Annotated in this window: 14 protein-coding genes and 1 pseudogene; 8 read left to right on the forward strand and 7 right to left on the reverse strand. The window is 34.6% G+C overall.

Annotated features, from left to right (window positions below):
- Nucleotides 1-70: 70 nt before the first annotated feature.
- Complete coding sequence (locus ACQH2O_RS04535; RefSeq protein ID WP_010962582.1) at nucleotides 71-334, reverse strand: hypothetical protein; 264 nt, start codon at nucleotides 332-334, stop codon at nucleotides 71-73.
- Nucleotides 335-563: 229 nt separating this feature from the next.
- Between ACQH2O_RS04535 and ACQH2O_RS04540 the strand changes: the two genes are divergently transcribed.
- The 6 genes and pseudogenes from ACQH2O_RS04540 to ACQH2O_RS04565 all read left to right on the forward strand — a co-directional run bounded on the left by ACQH2O_RS04540 (nucleotide 564) and on the right by ACQH2O_RS04565 (nucleotide 5,160).
- Entirely contained in the window at nucleotides 564-1,289 is a 726-nt protein-coding gene (locus ACQH2O_RS04540; protein WP_022626288.1) for a F0F1 ATP synthase subunit A, read from the forward strand.
- 59 nt (nucleotides 1,290-1,348) lie between these two features.
- The gene (locus ACQH2O_RS04545) at nucleotides 1,349-1,576 is read left to right on the forward strand and encodes a F0F1 ATP synthase subunit C (RefSeq protein WP_006014985.1); all 228 of its coding nucleotides are present in this window, start codon (nucleotides 1,349-1,351) and stop codon (nucleotides 1,574-1,576) included.
- A gap of 3 nt (nucleotides 1,577-1,579) precedes the next feature.
- Nucleotides 1,580-2,059: an ATP synthase F0 subunit B gene (locus tag ACQH2O_RS04550; RefSeq protein WP_010962584.1), complete on the forward strand. Its 480-nt coding sequence runs from the start codon at nucleotides 1,580-1,582 to the stop codon at nucleotides 2,057-2,059.
- An 8-nt stretch (nucleotides 2,060-2,067) separates the two neighbouring features.
- On the forward strand, nucleotides 2,068-2,544 hold the full coding sequence (locus tag ACQH2O_RS04555) for a hypothetical protein (RefSeq protein ID WP_070356812.1): 477 nt from the start codon (nucleotides 2,068-2,070) through the stop codon (nucleotides 2,542-2,544).
- A gap of 5 nt (nucleotides 2,545-2,549) precedes the next feature.
- Nucleotides 2,550-4,150 (forward strand): annotated as a pseudogene (locus tag ACQH2O_RS04560) (glycosyltransferase family 2 protein).
- The gene (locus ACQH2O_RS04565; RefSeq protein ID WP_038198748.1) at nucleotides 4,132-5,160 is read left to right on the forward strand and encodes a COX15/CtaA family protein; all 1,029 of its coding nucleotides are present in this window, start codon (nucleotides 4,132-4,134) and stop codon (nucleotides 5,158-5,160) included. Before ACQH2O_RS04560 ends, ACQH2O_RS04565 begins: the two are co-directional and overlap by 19 nt.
- Here the strand turns inward: ACQH2O_RS04565 and ACQH2O_RS04570 are convergent.
- Both ACQH2O_RS04570 and ACQH2O_RS04575 read right to left on the reverse strand, forming a co-directional pair.
- The gene (locus ACQH2O_RS04570) at nucleotides 5,109-7,184 is read right to left on the reverse strand and encodes an acetyl-CoA carboxylase biotin carboxylase subunit (protein ID WP_070356813.1); all 2,076 of its coding nucleotides are present in this window, start codon (nucleotides 7,182-7,184) and stop codon (nucleotides 5,109-5,111) included. The two genes, ACQH2O_RS04565 and ACQH2O_RS04570, sit on opposite strands and share 52 nt — an antisense overlap.
- A gap of 72 nt (nucleotides 7,185-7,256) precedes the next feature.
- Nucleotides 7,257-8,012, reverse strand: coding sequence for an ankyrin repeat domain-containing protein (locus ACQH2O_RS04575; protein ID WP_425385089.1), 756 nt, complete (start codon nucleotides 8,010-8,012; stop codon nucleotides 7,257-7,259).
- A 149-nt stretch (nucleotides 8,013-8,161) separates the two neighbouring features.
- On the opposite strand from ACQH2O_RS04575, the gene gltX reads away from it, so the two are divergent.
- Together gltX and sdhA are read left to right on the forward strand one after the other, a co-directional pair.
- A complete protein-coding gene (gene gltX, locus ACQH2O_RS04580) occupies nucleotides 8,162-9,583 on the forward strand; it encodes a glutamate--tRNA ligase (RefSeq protein WP_010962590.1) in 1,422 nt (473 codons plus the stop codon).
- 697 nt (nucleotides 9,584-10,280) lie between these two features.
- Nucleotides 10,281-12,080 (forward strand): succinate dehydrogenase flavoprotein subunit, encoded by a 1,800-nt coding sequence (sdhA, locus tag ACQH2O_RS04585; RefSeq protein ID WP_010962592.1) that lies wholly within the window; start codon nucleotides 10,281-10,283, stop codon nucleotides 12,078-12,080.
- Here sdhA and ACQH2O_RS04590 read toward each other — a convergent pair.
- From ACQH2O_RS04590 to ACQH2O_RS04605, 4 genes are all read right to left on the reverse strand, one after another.
- The gene (locus ACQH2O_RS04590) at nucleotides 12,052-13,950 is read right to left on the reverse strand and encodes an ankyrin repeat domain-containing protein (protein WP_038198760.1); all 1,899 of its coding nucleotides are present in this window, start codon (nucleotides 13,948-13,950) and stop codon (nucleotides 12,052-12,054) included. The two genes, sdhA and ACQH2O_RS04590, sit on opposite strands and share 29 nt — an antisense overlap.
- Nucleotides 13,951-14,244: 294 nt before the next feature.
- Nucleotides 14,245-14,850: a guanylate kinase gene (gene gmk, locus ACQH2O_RS04595; protein ID WP_022626283.1), complete on the reverse strand. Its 606-nt coding sequence runs from the start codon at nucleotides 14,848-14,850 to the stop codon at nucleotides 14,245-14,247.
- On the reverse strand, nucleotides 14,834-16,639 hold the full coding sequence (locus tag ACQH2O_RS04600) for a pentapeptide repeat-containing protein (RefSeq protein WP_070356815.1): 1,806 nt from the start codon (nucleotides 16,637-16,639) through the stop codon (nucleotides 14,834-14,836). Before ACQH2O_RS04600 ends, gmk begins: the two co-directional genes overlap by 17 nt.
- A complete protein-coding gene (locus ACQH2O_RS04605) occupies nucleotides 16,632-17,825 on the reverse strand; it encodes an ankyrin repeat domain-containing protein (RefSeq protein ID WP_070356816.1) in 1,194 nt (397 codons plus the stop codon). The genes ACQH2O_RS04600 and ACQH2O_RS04605 overlap by 8 nt, the downstream gene beginning before the upstream one ends.
- Nucleotides 17,826-17,867 lie beyond the last annotated feature (42 nt).

The raw sequence follows: 17,867 nt of genomic DNA on the forward strand, positions 1-17,867 counted from the left end.
AGTGCTTTTAAAGCTTGTTGTAGTGGAATACTTCTACATCATTGTTTATGATGTAGAAGCTTTTGTAACTTTATATCTTCTTGCGAAGAGAAAGAATTTTTTCTATATCACCTTTTAAATCTATCTCCAGAAAGAATTTAAGACTTTCATAATCCCAGGCATCCTCATCAATGTTACCATCAAAAAAGAAGTGTATTATTGCATTGTTGAGTCCTATGTAATAATCGCGAGTATCTTCGTCAAGGAAACAATCTACTGATTCGATGTATCCGTTACCAAATTCCTGCTCCAAATTTAAAGGATGATTAGTGTTAATAAAATCTATTTCGTTCATTATATACCTCACTAAAAATTAAATTATAATCAAAATAAGATATTAAGTCAAGATATTGAATAATTTAACAAGATTAGTAAATTTTAAAATACAGAGCTGACTGTAATTAACATTCTAATTACATATTTTGTTAATATGTTAATGTTATAATAATACAGAGCCTTATCTTAATTCTTGACTTTGTCCTATAAAATTCATACTTTATTTACTGTTTATAATTCAGATTAAAATGGCACTAAATCCACTGGAACAGTTTAAGGTATATACAATAATAGAGTTACCTAGGTTATTTGGGTATGACGTAAGCTTTACCAATTCATCTTTTTTCACGATGATTTCGGTGATATTGATGATACTCTTTTTGCTTTTTGGAATAAAGAAGGGGTCAGTAATACCAGGATATTTGCAAGCTGCAGTTGAGTATGTATATGATTTTGTTATTTCAATAATAGAAAATAACACTGGAAGCAAAGGCTTGCAGCACATTCCATTGATATTCACAGTATTTATTTTCATTTTATCGTGTAATTTAGTTGGTGTTCTTCCTTATAGTTTCACGGTCACAAGTCATGTGATAGTCACCTTCGCTTTATCGATGGTGGTTTTTATTTATATAACGATTGTTGGATTTAAAGAAAGGGGAGTAGAATTTTTACGCATATTGCTACCAAAAGGAACTCCTTCGTGGCTTGCACCTATAATAATTATTATTAAGTTGTTTGCTTATTTAGTAAGGCCGGTTAGCCTATCAATAAGGCTTGCAGCAAATATGATTGCTGGTCATACAATCATCAAAGTGATAGCAGGGTTTATTGTAAATATGAACATATTTTTCACTCCTGCGCCGTTTTTGTTCATAATTGCATTGATAGGATTTGAAGTATTTGTTGCAATTTTACAAGCTTATATATTTACTATATTAACATGTGTATATTTGTCAGATGCAGTAAAGTAATTGACTTCCTTGTAGAATATTTTACAATTATATTATAAAGAAATAATTAAAGGTAATATATGGATTTAGTAGCTTTAAAATTTATAGCAATTGGTTTAGCTGTGTTTGGAATGCTCGGCGCTGGTTTAGGTATAGCTAATATCTTCTCTGCTATGTTAAATGGGATTGCGAGAAACCCTGAATCAGAAGGTAAAATGAAAAGTTATGTTTATATTGGTGCTGCCATGGTTGAAATCATGGGATTGCTTGCGTTTGTACTTGCAATGTTATTAATATTTGCTGCTTAACAGATGCCACAGCTTGATGTTTCAACCTTCTTTTCTCAAGTTTTTTGGTTTTTAATTTTTTTCTCTTCACTTTTTTTCGTAGTAAGTTGTTTATTTTTGCCAAAGTTAGATGAAATAATAAGCACTAGAAGTAAAGAAGTATTGGGTTCTTTTAATAGTTCTGTTCATCTTTTAAGACTTACGGAAGATCAGATTACCAAGTATAACGCAGCTTTAACCCAAGCTAGAATACAGGCAAAAAAAATCATAGATGATGCACTTGCTCAGGTAGAAGAAATGAGAGCTAATGTTAAGAATATATTAGAAGAGGAAGATAAAAAAAAGAGCAAGCTTATTGAAAAAAAAGTGGCAGAATTTAAATCTGAATATACTGATCAGTTAAAACAAATGGCTACTAGTATTGCTTTAATTTATTATACTAAATTGACTAATTCTGAAATTGAAGAGGAATTTATTGCTGACTTGGTGTCCAAAGAATTTTAGGGGTTTTTATGTCTACATCACTGATTATCGGTCTTGCCTTCTTGGTAAGTTTTGTCCTTTCGTATAAATTGCTAAAGAAAGTGATAAAAAATGCGCTTAACAATAAGCGTAACAAAAGCAAATTTTCAAGTGAAGAAACTGAAAAATTCAGGAAAGATATGTTGGAGTATTACAAAAAATCTTCTAAAAAATACAAAGAATTAGATGCAGAAGTTAATAAAATGATGAATGAAGCACTTGATAAAGCTAATAGTATCATTAAGCACAATAGACAGCAGCTAGATCAGACATTAGATGACAATGCCCATTCTAACTTGAAGAAAGTCACTGACCAAGTTGAAAAAGCTCTTGGAGATTTACAGGCTAACACAGCGAGTATAGCTGCTGATGCTGTAAAAAAAATAATGCATGAACGTAAAGATGATAAGCGTAGTAGCGAGGTCATATCTTCATTTTCACGTGACTTAAATAAAAAATTGCATTAGGTTTAATGCCTATACTTCAAGCTGATAATGTAGAAAAAATTAAGTTTGATTCTAGTTTGTGCAAAGAGCAAGAGAAACTTTTTTACTATAAATTTAATATAATTCCTTGGCAAAAATTAAATGATACTACTTTTTTTATGGTTGAAGACACAAGCCGAGATATCAACCGTTGGGTCGAAGCTCATTACGGCATTGACTATGTATTAATAAAAGTGGATAGCGAACAGATTTTAAATCTTCTTAACTCGCACTTTGGTATTTCAGAATTTGCAAGCAACTACTTATATTACAAGAATCCTAATTTTTCAGCTAAAAGCATTAAACTAAGCTCAATATTTTTTGCTTCTTTCTTTATTGTAACTTCAATTTTAACACTAACAGAGAAATATACATATTTTGCTTTGATGTTGATATTTATAATCGGATGTTCTAGTTATTTATTCAAGTTTATAGCTACAGTTTTTAGCTTATGTGAAACCTCTAATCAAAAAGTGGATTATAGTAAGCTGAATGAAGAAGATTTTCCTATATATACTATTTTATTGCCTGCTTTTAAAGAAAGTGCAGTGATAGAGCAATTGATCGAAAGCATTGAAAGTTTGGATTATCCAAAATCAAAATTAGATGTGAAGCTTCAGGTAGAAAGTGATGACCAAGAAACGCTAGCAGCTATAGAAAAGTACACTTTACCGCAGTATTTTGAAGTAATAAAAGTGCCTCATTCTTTGCCTAGAACAAAAGCCAAGTCATGCAATTATGCTATGAGCTTTGCTAGAGGAAAGTATGCAGTAATATATGATGCGGACGATAAACCAGACCCATTGCAGTTAAAAAAAGCACTGATTGAATTTAATAAGGACGACGATAAGCTTGCCTGTGTACAGGCGAAATTAAATTACTACAATTGTGATTATAATTTTCTCACAAAATTCTTTTCTCTGGAGTATATGAACTGGTTTCAATACTTATTGCCTGGATTCCAAAAAATGAACATGCCGATACCTTTGGGTGGTAGCAGTAATCATTTTTCAGTAAAAATTCTAAAAGAAGTGTTTTTCTGGGATGCTTATAGTGTTACCGAAGATGCTGACCTTGGTTTGAGACTTGCGCACAAATGGGATATAAAACCAGGATGATTGACTCAGAAACATTGGAAGAGTCACCAATTGCTGTATTTGCTTGGATTAAGCAAAGAGCGCGCTGGATCAAAGGCTATATGCAAACTTATATTGTTCATTTAAAAAATATAAAGTCACTTTATAAACACACTGGATTTAAGGGAATTTTGCTATTGAATCTTTTTGTTGGCTCTGCAGCTTTTATATTTTTTACTACTCCATTTTTACTGCTTTTATTGATATTAACTAAAGTTTTAAATGAATTATTTTTGTACTACTTTGTAGTGGTATACGTTACTAACCTGATTCTTTTGGTAATAGCTGTCAAACAGCAAAAGATGCCTTTTTATTTTTATATAGTATCGATATTTTTTCCGGTCTATAGTCTGCTACATAGTGTTGCAGCTTTTCTTGCCTTATGGGAATTTATTCTTTACCCTGAGCGATGGAACAAAACTCAGCATGGTTTATGGAAGCAAAACCTGTAGCTATTTGGCTTTTTCTCTGCTCGGTCATGGTAATTCTCATGGTAGGGATTGGTGGATTTACCAGACTTTCAAAAGCAGGATTGTCAATCACGGAGTGGAAACCCATTACTGGAACATTACCACCACTGAGTGAACAAGACTGGCTACAAGAAAAATTAAAATACGAAGCTACACCTGAATATAAAGCACTTAACTATGGTATTAGTATGGAGGAGTTTCGCGCTATATACTTAATAGAATATGTACACAGATTGGTTGCAAGACTAACAGGTTTAGTTTTTGTCCTGCCATTTATATATTTTACATTAAGAAGAAAAATATCTAAAAAGGTAGTAATAAAGCTATTTGTGGCATTATTATTTGGAGCTTTACAAGCTTTTGCTGGTTGGTATATGGTAAAAAGCGGCTTGGTAGCCAAGCCTCATGTTAGCCACTATAGGCTCGCACTTCACTTATTATTAGCATTAATTATCTTTGCATTATTTTCATATCAATTTTTTGATTACCAAATCAGGCCAAAGCAAACTAAACTTAAGATTAGTTGTAACACCAAGTACTACGTAGGAATTATTTTAGTTCTGATCATGATACAAATAATTTTCGGCGCATTTGTTGCAGGATTAAATGCTGGTCTAATTTACAATACCTTTCCACTAATGGACGGACAAATCGTTCCAGAAGATTTATTTTTCTTACAGCCTACATGGCTGAATATCTTTGAGAACAGAGCGACAGTGCAATTTATACATCGAGCACTGGCATTGCTAATACTAACTTTGGTAGTAATACTCACAGTAAAAAATGCTAGCATAAAACCGGTATATATTATGCTGCTCTCCGTCGTCATTCAGATCATTTTAGGTGTAATTACTCTATTATTGCACATACCAATAGCCATTGCCATAGCTCATCAAGTGTTTTCATTTATCTTGTTTGGGTCAAGTTTGTACTTCTTATGTTATTTAAGAAAGCAGACTACATCACCAATCTGCACATTTTTTCCTTCTTGAACGGGAATATTTTTTATCACCATTGCTGCTTCAGCACATATGATATTTTCCATTTTCATTGCCTCCACCACAAATAAAGGTTGTCCTATTTCCACCTGATCTCCTACATTTACGTGCAATTTAACTAATAAACCAGATATTGGGGATTTTACAGCATCTGCTGAAATCCCTTCTGTTTCATTATTTAGCATTAACCTACTTAATTCAGCTACATGAGGCTTAAATATACAACACTCAGCTTTCATGCCTGCATGCCTTATGAAGTACTTGCTGCCTTGTCTTTCTATTTTAAGTGCTATATTGGTATCGTCATTAATTGTGATATATAGCAATCTATAACTTGATTTCCACTTGCCTATAACGGAGTATTTATTGTGATTATATACCGTTATTAATATATTATCTTGGTATTTTGCATTTACGGAGTACTCATTGTCATTTATATTCACTATGAATAAATCTCTTGCACGGTCACCTGCCATCCGAGTAGCTGATACTGGTGCCCCTTCTTTTTTACTAGATTCCAGTGTCACGCACTGGAATGACACCTGAGATGTTTCATTCACTGCTTTATGATGGTACCTTTCTTCATTTTCCAAATGAACATATAACGCAGTGAAAATAAATATTTTAATATACTCCTCTGTAACAAAATCGCCGTGAAACCCACTAGGGTAATGATCTGGAATGAATCTCGTATGGAGCTTTGCTGCGATAAAATTTGGGTGATGGAAGATGGATTCTAGAAATTCTATATTATTTGTTACTCCTTCTATATAGCATTCAGACAATGCTTTTTGCATTCTGCTGATCGCTTCTACTCTATCTTTTCCATATGTTATCACTTTGGCAATCATCGAATCATAGAACATGCTAATTTCTGAACCTGCAGCAACTCCATCATCTATTCTTACATAATCATTTTCACCCGGTTTATCGTAATATTTTATTCTTCCGCTGGAAGGGAAAAATTTCTTCGATGGGTCTTCAGCGCAAATTCTACTTTCTATTGCAGAACCAGTAAGTTTAATATCATCCTGATTGAATCTCAATTTCTCTCCACAGGAAGTTCTAATCATTTCTTCTACTATGTCTATTCCAGTTATAAATTCTGTTACTGGATGCTCAACTTGCAATCTCGTATTTACCTCAAGAAAATAGAAGTTTTGGTCTTTATCTACAACAAACTCAACAGTGCCTGCTGAAAAATAGCCAACTTGCTTTGCCAGAGAAACACATTGAACATACATTTTTTGTCTTACTTCTTCACTAATGAATGGACTTGGCGTTTCTTCTATTATTTTCTGATTATTCCTTTGTATCGAGCATTCTCTTTCTCCAAGACAAACTATATTGCCATATTTATCTGCTATGATTTGTATTTCAATATGTCTTGGCAACTCTATATATTTCTCTATAAAGATACTGCCATCCTTAAAACTTTTCTCTGCTTCATTTGTGGCTGATGTAAATGCTAGTTCAATTTCTTTTTTGGAGTTTACAATTCGCATTCCTTTGCCACCACCGCCTGATGCAGCTTTGAGCATAACGGGAAAACCGACCTCTTTAGCAACTTGAGCTGCGTGGGCAGCATCGCTGATCTTACCCATATATCCTGGCACTACATTCACTCCAGCTTTTCTTGCAGCTTCTTTTGCTGTTATTTTGTTGGCTGTAACTTCTATTGTTTCTGCACTGGGACCGATGAAGTCTATATTATGTTTTTGAAGAGCACGTGGAAAATCTGGATTCTCTGCTAAAAAACCATAGCCAGGATGAACTGCCTCAGCACCTGTTTCAACTGCTACTTCACATATTTTTTCAATGTTTAAATAACTGAGGCAAGATGGCGAAGGGCCGATATATCTTGACTCATCTGCTTGTCTTACATGCACAGAATTTACATCTGCATCCGAGTATATGCACACACAAGATATACCCATCTTATGGGCAGTTCTGATAATCCTGCAGGCAATCTCTCCTCTGTTTGCTATTAAAATCTTACTGTACTTCTTTTCTATCATCGTATGAGTATACTTTCTGAAGTTAAGAAAGTAAATTTCTATATCATTGCCTGCAAGTAATTTCTAGCTTCATCAAACACCTAAACTTTCTCCTGCAAGTTGTACATTAGCATTTTCCACTAAAGTGCTTTCGTTATGCAAGGCATGTATCTCGCTACATGCTTTAACTGACAGGTATGTGACTCCGCCAGAAGCTATTGCAACCATCGGGCTTAGTGCAAAAGATTGAGAAACTAAAAATAAAAAGTATAAAGACAAACATAAAGCAGCGATACATGCTATCGCTCCTATTATATATAAGCACAGGTGAAACTTCTGGTTACATATAAAGCTGTCTTTTATGCCTGCGATTTGCTTAATTTCTTTCTGTTGTGCAGCATTTAAGTAATAAAGAGGAGTTTCCCTCTTCTTATTAAAAGCATAGCCTTTACTGCAGAGCGCATCTTTAATATATTTTTTATTACATTTGAGTTCCTCTTTCAATCTGCTTACTTCTTTCCGATCTCCAGCTTCTTCTGCTTTCGTAATTTTGTTATTAGCTTCCTTCTCTAAGTCATTCACAATCTCTTGTACTGCAGGCAGCAAAATTCCACTTCTTGCTGCTTCATGAAATGGATTATCTCCATATTCATTATGCGCAGTTACAGAAGCAATGTTCTTCTTACAAATGTCTACAAATTTACCTTTGTTTTGTATTCTTGCAGCTAAATGCAGGAGATTACCTGCCTGTACTCTTTGTTTTGTTTTATCAAAAGGGCCGGTGTAACGCCAATTGATATTAGCTTCATTATCTGAAAGCAATTTTGCTATATCTACAAGTCCATCCATAACTCACCTCGCTATATTCAACCAATACTAAATTATACAACACAATTTATGAAAAACAAGTAAATTTTATCTCTCAGAACAAATAAATTCTAAATTGTTACAAACATAAATTTTAGCTATCATCATTTACATTACTGTAACAGACAAATATGCCAGGTATAGTCACGAGATTTGCTCCATCACCAACAGGATTTTTGCACATTGGAGGAGCTCGTACTGCGTTATTTAATTGGCTCTATGCAAAGCATCATGGTGGCAGGTTTTTGCTAAGAATTGAGGACACCGACAGAAAACGTTCAACACAAGAAGCAATTGATGCAATTATAGAAGGGCTAAGATGGCTCGGTATGAGCTATGATGGGGAAATAGTATATCAGTCAAAAAGAATAGAGCGGCATAAAGAAGTAGCAAACCTTTTAGTTGAAAAGGGTAGGGCGTATCACTGTTACTGCCCTGAAGATGAAGTTGCAGAAAAGAAGGCAAAAGCAAGAGAAGAGGGCAAGATATACAAGCATAAATGTACTACAAAACCTCCTTCTTGTCATCCAAGTAGCCGACACTGGAAAAATATGTGGTCACGCGCTGGAATGACATCGGGTGTGAGGTCAGTTGTCCGCTTTAAAGTGCCAGATTCGCAAGAGATCGTCATTGATGACAAAATATACGGCCAAATCAAAGTAAATAGCGACCAGCTTGATGATATAGTGATCTTACGCTCTGATAACACTCCAACATATATTTTTGCCGTGGTAGTTGACGATCATGATGCTGGAATAACTGATATAATACGTGGTTCTGACCATCTCACTAATACCTTTAAACATCTGCTAATATACCAGGCTCTTGATTTTGACATTCCACGCTTTGCACATGTGCCGCTTATCCATGGGGAAGATGGGAATAAGCTATCCAAAAGGCATGGTGCCACAAGCGTTTGCGATTATGAAAAGATGGGAATATTGCCAAAAGCGATGCGTAATTACTTGCTGAGACTTGGCTGGAGTCACGGCAACGATGAGATTATTAGCGATGAGCAAGCAATAGAGTGGTTTAATTTAGAAAGTATTGGTCGTTCACCTGCACGGCTCGATTTCAAAAAACTGGAGCATTTGAATAACCACTATATTAGTAATATGAGCAATGAAGATATTCTGACTCTAATGCTTAGAGAAAATACTCTAACTGACAAAAAAAAGGGCTATTTACTGCAGGGACTGACAGAGCTAAAAAAAAGAGCAAACTACCTGACCGAATTATTGGATTTAGCAAAATTTTATATTCAAGATCCGCCACTTGATTTAAGTGAAGAGGCTGAGCAAATTGTCAAATCTAACCTCGATATAATCAAGTTACTTGCGTCATTTCTGTCAAAGATCGGTGATGAAAATTGGAATAAGGGTTTTTTATCTTCTCAGATCAAGGAATGTGCAAAATTGCACGATATGAAAATAAGCGATGTATACCACTCATTACGCGCCCCTATAACTGGAGTAATGGATGCACCTGGAATCATTGATATCATGGTGATTCTTGGTAAAGATGAGTGTATAAGAAGGTTACAAGCAATTTAAATGAAATAAGAAAATTTCTTGACAAGCTTTGCCAGCCCCTTTATCATGACAGTGAAGCTATTGTATTTGCTTTCGCCAATCTGCAGATTAAAAGGTAAGGATTACTTAATGTATCGGCGTCTTATGTTTAATTTTTTGCAGTATATAGATACTGTATGTCTTTACAAAACTTCATCTACATCTAGATTTTTATCTAAATAAGCTGAACGCGCTTACAAAGCGTTACAAGACATCAAAAAATGCCAATACTCGACAAAGATAGTAAAAGACTAGCTAACTCGGGGATTCTTTGTCTTTTTTTCTGCTTGGTAAATTTCTTAAACATTTGCAGCGTAGGTTAGTTGCAATTAAAAGCAGCTGAATTTCGCTTGTCAAGCGTTTAAAACATAAAAAACGCCAATATTTTAAAGCGGATAATAACCACGGGGCTTCTTTTGCCTTTTTTTTCGTTTGGTAAATTTCTTAATGTTTATAGCTAAACGACAATCGTCATCCCGCTGCTTGTTAGCGGGATCTAGAGATACCGCGAATGAATCGCGGTATGACGGTTCGTGGCGGCATGACAATAAGCTCGTCATCCCGCTACGTGTTAGTGGCTGAGATACTGCGGCGGTATGACGTCTTAACTATAGAAAACTTGTATAGATTTTTTCTACTTCTGTGATATCATAAGCCTGTAATGATAAAATAAGTAAATATGGATAAGTCAGCGTATGAGATCATAGAACATGAGTATGACGTGGTAGTAGTAGGTGCAGGTGGAGCAGGGCTCAGAGCAACGCTTGGGATGGCTGCAACTAATTTTTCAGTTGCCTGCATTTCTAAAATTTTCCCTACACGAAGTCATACAGTTGCAGCACAAGGCGGAATTAGTGCAGCTTTAGGTAATATCGGTGAAGACGATTGGCGCTGGCATGCATATGACACAATAAAAGGTTCAGACTGGCTTGGTGATCAAGATGCAATAGAATATATGTGTAAAAACGCTGCTAAAGCTGTTATTGAACTTGAAAATTTTGGCGTACCTTTTTCTCGTACAGAAGATGGCAAAATATACCAGCGTTCCTTTGGTGGAATGACAACTCACTTTGGTAAAGGAAAATCAGCGCAGCGCACTTGTGCGGCAGCAGATAAGACTGGGCACGCAATCCTTCACACTCTATATCAGCAGTGTCTTAAATTCAACGCTGAATTTTTTGTTGAATACTTTGTGATTGATTTAATTATGGATAGCGAAACATGCTGCGGAGTTCTTGCTTGGTCGCTATGCGACGGCACATTACATAGATTTCGTGCGCATAGAGTGGTGCTAGCAACAGGTGGATATGGACGTGTTTATTTCTCTGCAACAAGTGCGCATACCTGCACAGGTGATGGTAATGGCATGGTAGTAAGGGCTGGATTACCACTTGAAGATATGGAATTTGTACAATTTCATCCAACAGGAATATATGGCTCAGGGTGCTTGATGACAGAAGGATGCCGTGGTGAAGGGGGGTACCTCGTTAATTCTCAGGGCGAGAAGTTTATGGAACGTTACGCACCAAAAGCAAAAGATTTAGCTTCCCGTGATGTGGTAAGTCGCGCAATAACAATTGAAATTAGAGAGGGAAGGGGGGTTGGACCAAAAAAAGATCATATGTATTTAACTATAGCGCATCTTGATCCGGAAGTAATAAAACTCAGATTGCCGGGCATCAGCGAAACCGCAAGAACTTTTGCTGGAGTTGATGTCACTAAAGATCCAATACCGGTCATTCCGACTGTTCACTATAACATGGGTGGCATTCCAACCAATTATTATGGAGAAGTGATCACGCTGAAGCAAGGTAAGGAAGAGGTAGTAGATGGACTATTTGCAATTGGAGAAGCTGCGTGTGTCTCTGTGCACGGTGCAAATCGACTTGGCTCTAACTCGCTTCTTGATCTTGTGGTTTTTGGTAGAGCTGCAGCGCTCAGAGCAAAAGAGAAGCTAAAGTCCGGTACACCACATAAAAAATTGCATTCAGACTGCACAGACTGGATAGTAGATAGATTTAATAAAATGCGATTTGCTTCCGGTGGGCTAAAAGTAGCAAAAATACGCGGTGAAATGCAGAACACTATGCAAAAATACGCATCAGTTTTCCGTGTTGCTGAAGTTTTAGAAGAAGGCAAAAAAGCTATAAAAAAGGTAGCAAAAATGATGCCTGATATTTCACTTGAGGATCGCAGTATGATGTGGAACAGTGATTTAGTTGAAGCGCTGGAGCTTGCTAACATGATCCCACAAGCGGTTATTACCATGGAATGCGCAGCTAATCGCGAGGAAAGCAGAGGTGCACATGCTCGTGAAGACTTTCCTGAACGTGATGACAAAAACTGGATGAAGCACACTATAGCGTGGCTTGAAGAAAAGAAAGGGCAAATTAACGTAAAAATTGATTATAAAAAAGTGGCTGAAAAAACTCTGAGCGGTGAGATTGATTTCATAGCGCCAGAGAAGAGGGTTTATTAGTCAGCCCATCTAGCTTATTCATGAATTGACGTAGTATTGATACATCGCTCATTTTAGTAGCTGGGTTTTCTGTATGCTCTGATTGATCTGATGCTCTAGCATTAAGAGCATTTTCTAACTTTAAGTAAATAGGGTAACACATTGCACAAACCGCTATGGTCACCGATAAAGCGGCTGCAGCTATCATGTTTCCTGCTAAAGCACTAAATACTGTTGCAAAAATTAAACCTCCGAGTATCCATTTTACTGGAAGACTTATATTCTTACGAGCATTCTTCTTAGAAAAATGCTCTTCAAGTTCTTCTTGTGTTTCTGGGTCAGGGCTAACACCTGTTATATCTTTGATTCTTTTTGTAGTCTGATAATATTTTTGCTTACGATGCTCTTTAGGTATTGTTATATGGTCACTTTTATTCTCAGCACCATTTTGTAACAATTCTGCACAAAATTCAGCAGTATAATAATGTTTTGTGGGCCTTGATCTAACCCACCTAGAAAAGTCTTTTAACTTACTAGGTATCTTCTCTGTTTGTCTAATTAAAGCAACTTGCGCTGGATATTTATCATCTTTATTTTGAGCGTTTATAGCCTTATGCAATTTTTCTGAAGATATTACTCCTTTTTTTTCAAAATCTAATATTAACTTCAAATATTTGATTTTATATTCTCCTTTAAGTAAAGCAATGTGGTGTAAGGCATTATTTTTATTTGCACCTTCAAGGCTAATGTTCGCCCCCTCTTGCAATAGTTCTTTAAAAAGTTCTTTATCATTATTTTTAATTGCTAAATGTAACGGATAATCACTATTACTATTTGGAGTGTTTACAGTATGTGCCACAATTTCTTTAACTTTTGCTTCTGTCTTGATTTTTATTTCCTGCTTTAGCTCAGCCTTTTTAGCTAATTTCTTTAAAAATTTACAATAGTATTCATTTTGCCCCTTAGACAATTTTTTTAAGCTTTCCTCAGGTAATTCTAACTGATCATGGCTGGCTCCATGCTCTAACAATTTTGTAAGAAACTTAAGTGTGTTATCGTTATCTTGGATTGTGTGAGACTCATGTTTTTCTTTTGTTATCTTGTTAATTAGTGCCACCTGAAGAGGGGTCTGATTTTCACTATTAATGAGTTGTGCTAGATCTTTCTTGGTGACCGTTTTTATTAGAATACCTAGAAACTTGCGTTTCTGTTTCTTTTCCAACGATACGATAAGGTGTAAAATATTGTTTCCTTTTTCATCTTTTATGCTGCTAATATCCGTACAATCTTTTAGATATTTTTCAAATTTCCTGTTATTTCCATTTTTGATCGCTTTTAGTAATAGAGCATTGCTATTTGTTATTTCGTTGCTTTTCTCTACTTCTTGATCTTCATTTGCTGTATTAGGGTTACTGATTGAATGTTTCTCATAATCATCACCAGCATCGCTACTGTAGTCACTTTCAATTCCACTGTCCCTACGATCATTTTGGTTACAATATTTGCTATTATAAGTAATTTCTGAAATTGCTTGCTTTACTCGCTCTTTTGTTTCATTTGATATTTTTTTCGATCGTTCTATTGCTTTATCTAGCACTGGAAGGAAGCATTGGACATAATACCTATAATATTTTTCTTGTTCTCTAAGTGATTCTTCTAATTTAGTTAATACTTCAGGACTAGCATCTTTTTCAAATAACCTTTTACACTTCTTGAGGGTTCCATCTTGACCTCTTGGTTTTTCACGCTTGTGTTCTTCTTTTTTTACCTTTCTCTCTATAATGCCATACAATTGCTCGTCTTTTCTATCCTGCTCTTGCTTTTTATTTTTATCTATGCATTCACCTAATTTATCTGCATTAGTAGTTAGTGCAGTTATATCTATACCCATACTAAAACCTCAATATTAAAAGCTATTTAAGTTGTCAGCACTAAACTAACAACCAAGAAGTTTGACTTTTAAATTGAGCTAAACGTTGTATATGTGATCAAAATATAGGTGGAAAGGCAGAAAATTAATTTCTGTGAGAAAATTTGCCGTCATAGTTAAACCTCACTTGAACAGTTGCTACTATTTTAACCATTTAATCTTAAAAAATAATAAATATAGCTAAACTGTGAAATGTGCTATTGGCTAAAATAGGATAAGAAACTATAGCTGCAAATATCCAAATTGATGTTTTTATCAGTCTTCCAGACTTGGTTTTTCTTTTAGTTTTTTAAGTCTTTCTTTATTTAGTATGGAGCTTATCTCTTCTACACTTTTATCAATATCATCATTGATTATTACATAATCATATTTATCACGTTTGCTTATCTCTTTTTGAGCTTCGGCTAATCTGCGCTCTATTTCGCTTGCATCATCACTATTACGCTTTTGCAAACGCAACCTAAGCTCTTCCATTGAAGGGGGAAGTATAAAAACACTCACAACTTTTTTTCTCATGAGCTTGAATAAGTGAAATGCTCCTTGCCAGTCTATGCTGAGTAAAACGCTTATTCCACTGCTCAGGTTTTGCTCTATAAAATCTCTTGGTATACCATAAAAATTCTCAAAAACTTTGGCGTATTCAAGCATTTGGCCAGCTTTGCATAACTCGTGAAATTTTTCTTCGGTAACGAAAAAATAGTCTTTTCCATTTATTTCGCCGGGGCGAGGCTTGCGTGTAGTCATAGAAACAGACCTAACTAAATTAGTTGATTGCTCAAGTAATTTTGCTGATATAGTAGTTTTTCCAGCTCCAGAAGGGGAGGATAGAACCAATAATACGCCCTCACTTTTTACGGTCATTTTTCTTTGCATTTTTTAACATGGTGCTTTTTGGATCAGAGTTTAAAAAGCTAGAACCTTCTAAATTAGAATTTGATAAGTTGGTGCCAATGAGAGAAGAGTTATCAAAGACAGTATAGCGCAAATCGGTTTTTTCAAAATTTGCCTTATTCAAATTAACGTTTACAAACTTTGCTCTACTCAATGTTGAATTAGAAAAATCGGCATTTTCTAAATTCATATTCTTAAATTCAAAGTAAGAATAATTTACATTAAATTTTTCACCCTGTGATATTTTCTCTTGCAAATCTCCAATTGAAGTTATAGCATTTTCTAACCCTGCAAGTTTTTTCTGTCCTTGATTGTCAATCAAAATCGAATTATCAAACTTGCAATCTGTTAAATGAACATCAGCAACTGAACTTTTATATATGCTTGAAGAGTGAAAAGACATATCACTAATTGTTGAATTACTCAAATTGCTAAGAAAAAAACTAGTTTTCCTAAAGGCATTAGCGTGAAGCAAAGAAGATCTGAAATCGCTTTCAATAAAATTTGAATTAGTTACTTTTAAATTGGACCAACTCGAATTATCAGCTAATAAATTAAAGAATGTTGAATTTTCTATTTCACTGGAATCAATATTATGGCGAGAAAGTGTACTGTTATAAACTTGAGAGTCTTGGATTTTTATCTTATACATTGAAGTTGTAGAAAGGTCTGAATCTTCTATCTTCACATAGGTGAATAGTGAATGGTCAAAAAATGAGCCATTCATGTTAGAATTTGCAACTTTAGTATTATGAAACTTTCCGTGACGAATGTCAGCATTAGAGACATTAACTTGATGCAGTTCACTAAAACTAAAATCAATATTGGATAAATCAGCATCATGAAGATTTGCTTCAGAAACATATGCATGTTTTATCTTGGAACCATTTAGTATAGATTGAACAAAACTTGAATTATCGTCATTCACATAGGAAATTTGTGTGTTGCTTAAATCAGTTTCGTCGAAGTTACTGTTAATTATGATAGAAGAATTAAGGCAAGCATCGGAAAGATTGCTACCTGTAAAGTCTGATTCTTTTAACTCTGCACCATATATGTTAGCATTTTTTAATGAAGAAAATTGTATCTTTAATTTATATGCATCCACTCCAAAGAAACTTGCATTATCAAGGTTGTTTTTCTGCATAACAGTATCGTTTATTTCACTATCACTAAAATTTACGTGGCTAACATTCGAGTTTGATAAGTTGGAGAAATTCATTTTCACATTCGAGAAATTAGTATGCAAACCAATTACGTTGTGCATACTTACTTTTTTGAGATCGGAACTGATAAAATCAGCATAACTAACATTAGACTGATCAAATACGATATCTGTTAAGTTTGCAGAAACAAATTTTGTAAAACTCAAATTTGTACCTTTTATTTTAATGCCATGTAAATTAGCATTGGAAAAATTAGCACCACGTAAATCAACATCAATGAAAGACACATCGGATAAATCGGTGTTAGAAAAATCGGCACCAATCAGACTTACTCCATCAAAAACAGATTTACTTAGGTACAGTTGGTTAAAATTAGCTCCATTTAAGTTAGAACCAAAACCTTTCTTAAAATCTTCTGGCACGCCCTCTTTGTGGCACTGCACCAAAAATTCAGCAAAGTCTTTTTTACTGTAAGATACGTATTTTGCATCACGCAAAGCGTTTAAAAAATCACTAATCTGATTTTTTTCATCATTTGTTTCGTTTCCATAACATAAATGACCAACTAAAATTAATATCAAAAATCTAATCATCTTGCTTATCGCACTGTATTTCTTTCGTTTTCACAGCCCAATCGTACATTGCTGAGCTTTCTTTATTGTCTATTTTTCTATCCTCCAAAAGATGTGGCATCATTTCGGCAATCGCATTTATTATATTGATCTGCTTTTTTTCGATTGCTATATCAATTGGGGATTGAAAATTATTGTTAACTACTCTAAGATCAGCACCTTGTAATAAGAGAAAGCGCACTATGTCTACCTCACCTTGTTTAACTGAATAAATGAGAGGAGTATCACCCAATTTATTTCTAAACCTTAGTATCTCTTGAATTGTTAATCCAATTTTTTCTAGCTTACTTATTACTCCTCTTAAGCAAGTTAAGTTGTTCTTCTTAATGCAGTAAAAAAATTGCTTACTGTAATCATCAATAAACACAGTTGTAGGAAGATGCTCATTAAGGCTATCATATTGTCGTTTATATATTGACTTGCTTTGTATGTCTTTATGACCCCATTCTTTTATTGGTTCTCTGTTTAGCTTTGTCCATTTTTGTAAACTTTTCTTTTCACTTTGCTCTTCTTCATCTTTTTTAGTTATAGGTTTTACTCTATTGCGGTCCTTGGAATTACTGTTTGTTTCTTTCACTTTTTTTTCTTCAGACTGATTCTCTACTTTTTCTTTTTTTCCCTCTAATAATTGACTCGCATCACTTTTTGAAAGTTCATTATCTTTTATATCAATCTTCTGATCAGCTTGTAGATTTTTTTGCGGGTTAGCTGTATTCTCATTTAAATCAGCACTTAAAGGCAAAGGCTCTGGTTTCAAATCTTTATTCACTTCTTTATTGGCCACATTTGGTAAATTTTGAGCAAATTTGTCTGTGCTTCCTTCTAGCTGGTCATTTGGCAAATCTTTATCAATCCTTTCACCTTCACTTATAGTTTTTTCAACCACGAAAGCTTTGTTCTCGTTGTGTTGCAGTTTCTCTTTATCGGTAGTGCCGTCTAATCTTTTGCTCTCAGCCTCTTGTGTTTGTTTAGCATCGACGTTGCTTTTTAACTCATCTTTTTGATTTGTGCTATCTTGCTTCCTTACACCTACATTTTCGTTTTTATGAACTGATTCAATTTTCTTTTCTTCAAGCTGCTCTACGGCAAACAGGATGGGTGATCCGAATACGACAGCTAATAATATAAAATATAAAATATTCTTCATAAATATCCCAAGCATAAGCTTAATTAAAATGATACTATAATC

The organism is Wolbachia endosymbiont (group B) of Schoenobius gigantella, from assembly GCF_964031005.1.
Taxonomy (GTDB): Bacteria; Pseudomonadota; Alphaproteobacteria; order Rickettsiales; family Anaplasmataceae; genus Wolbachia; species Wolbachia pipientis.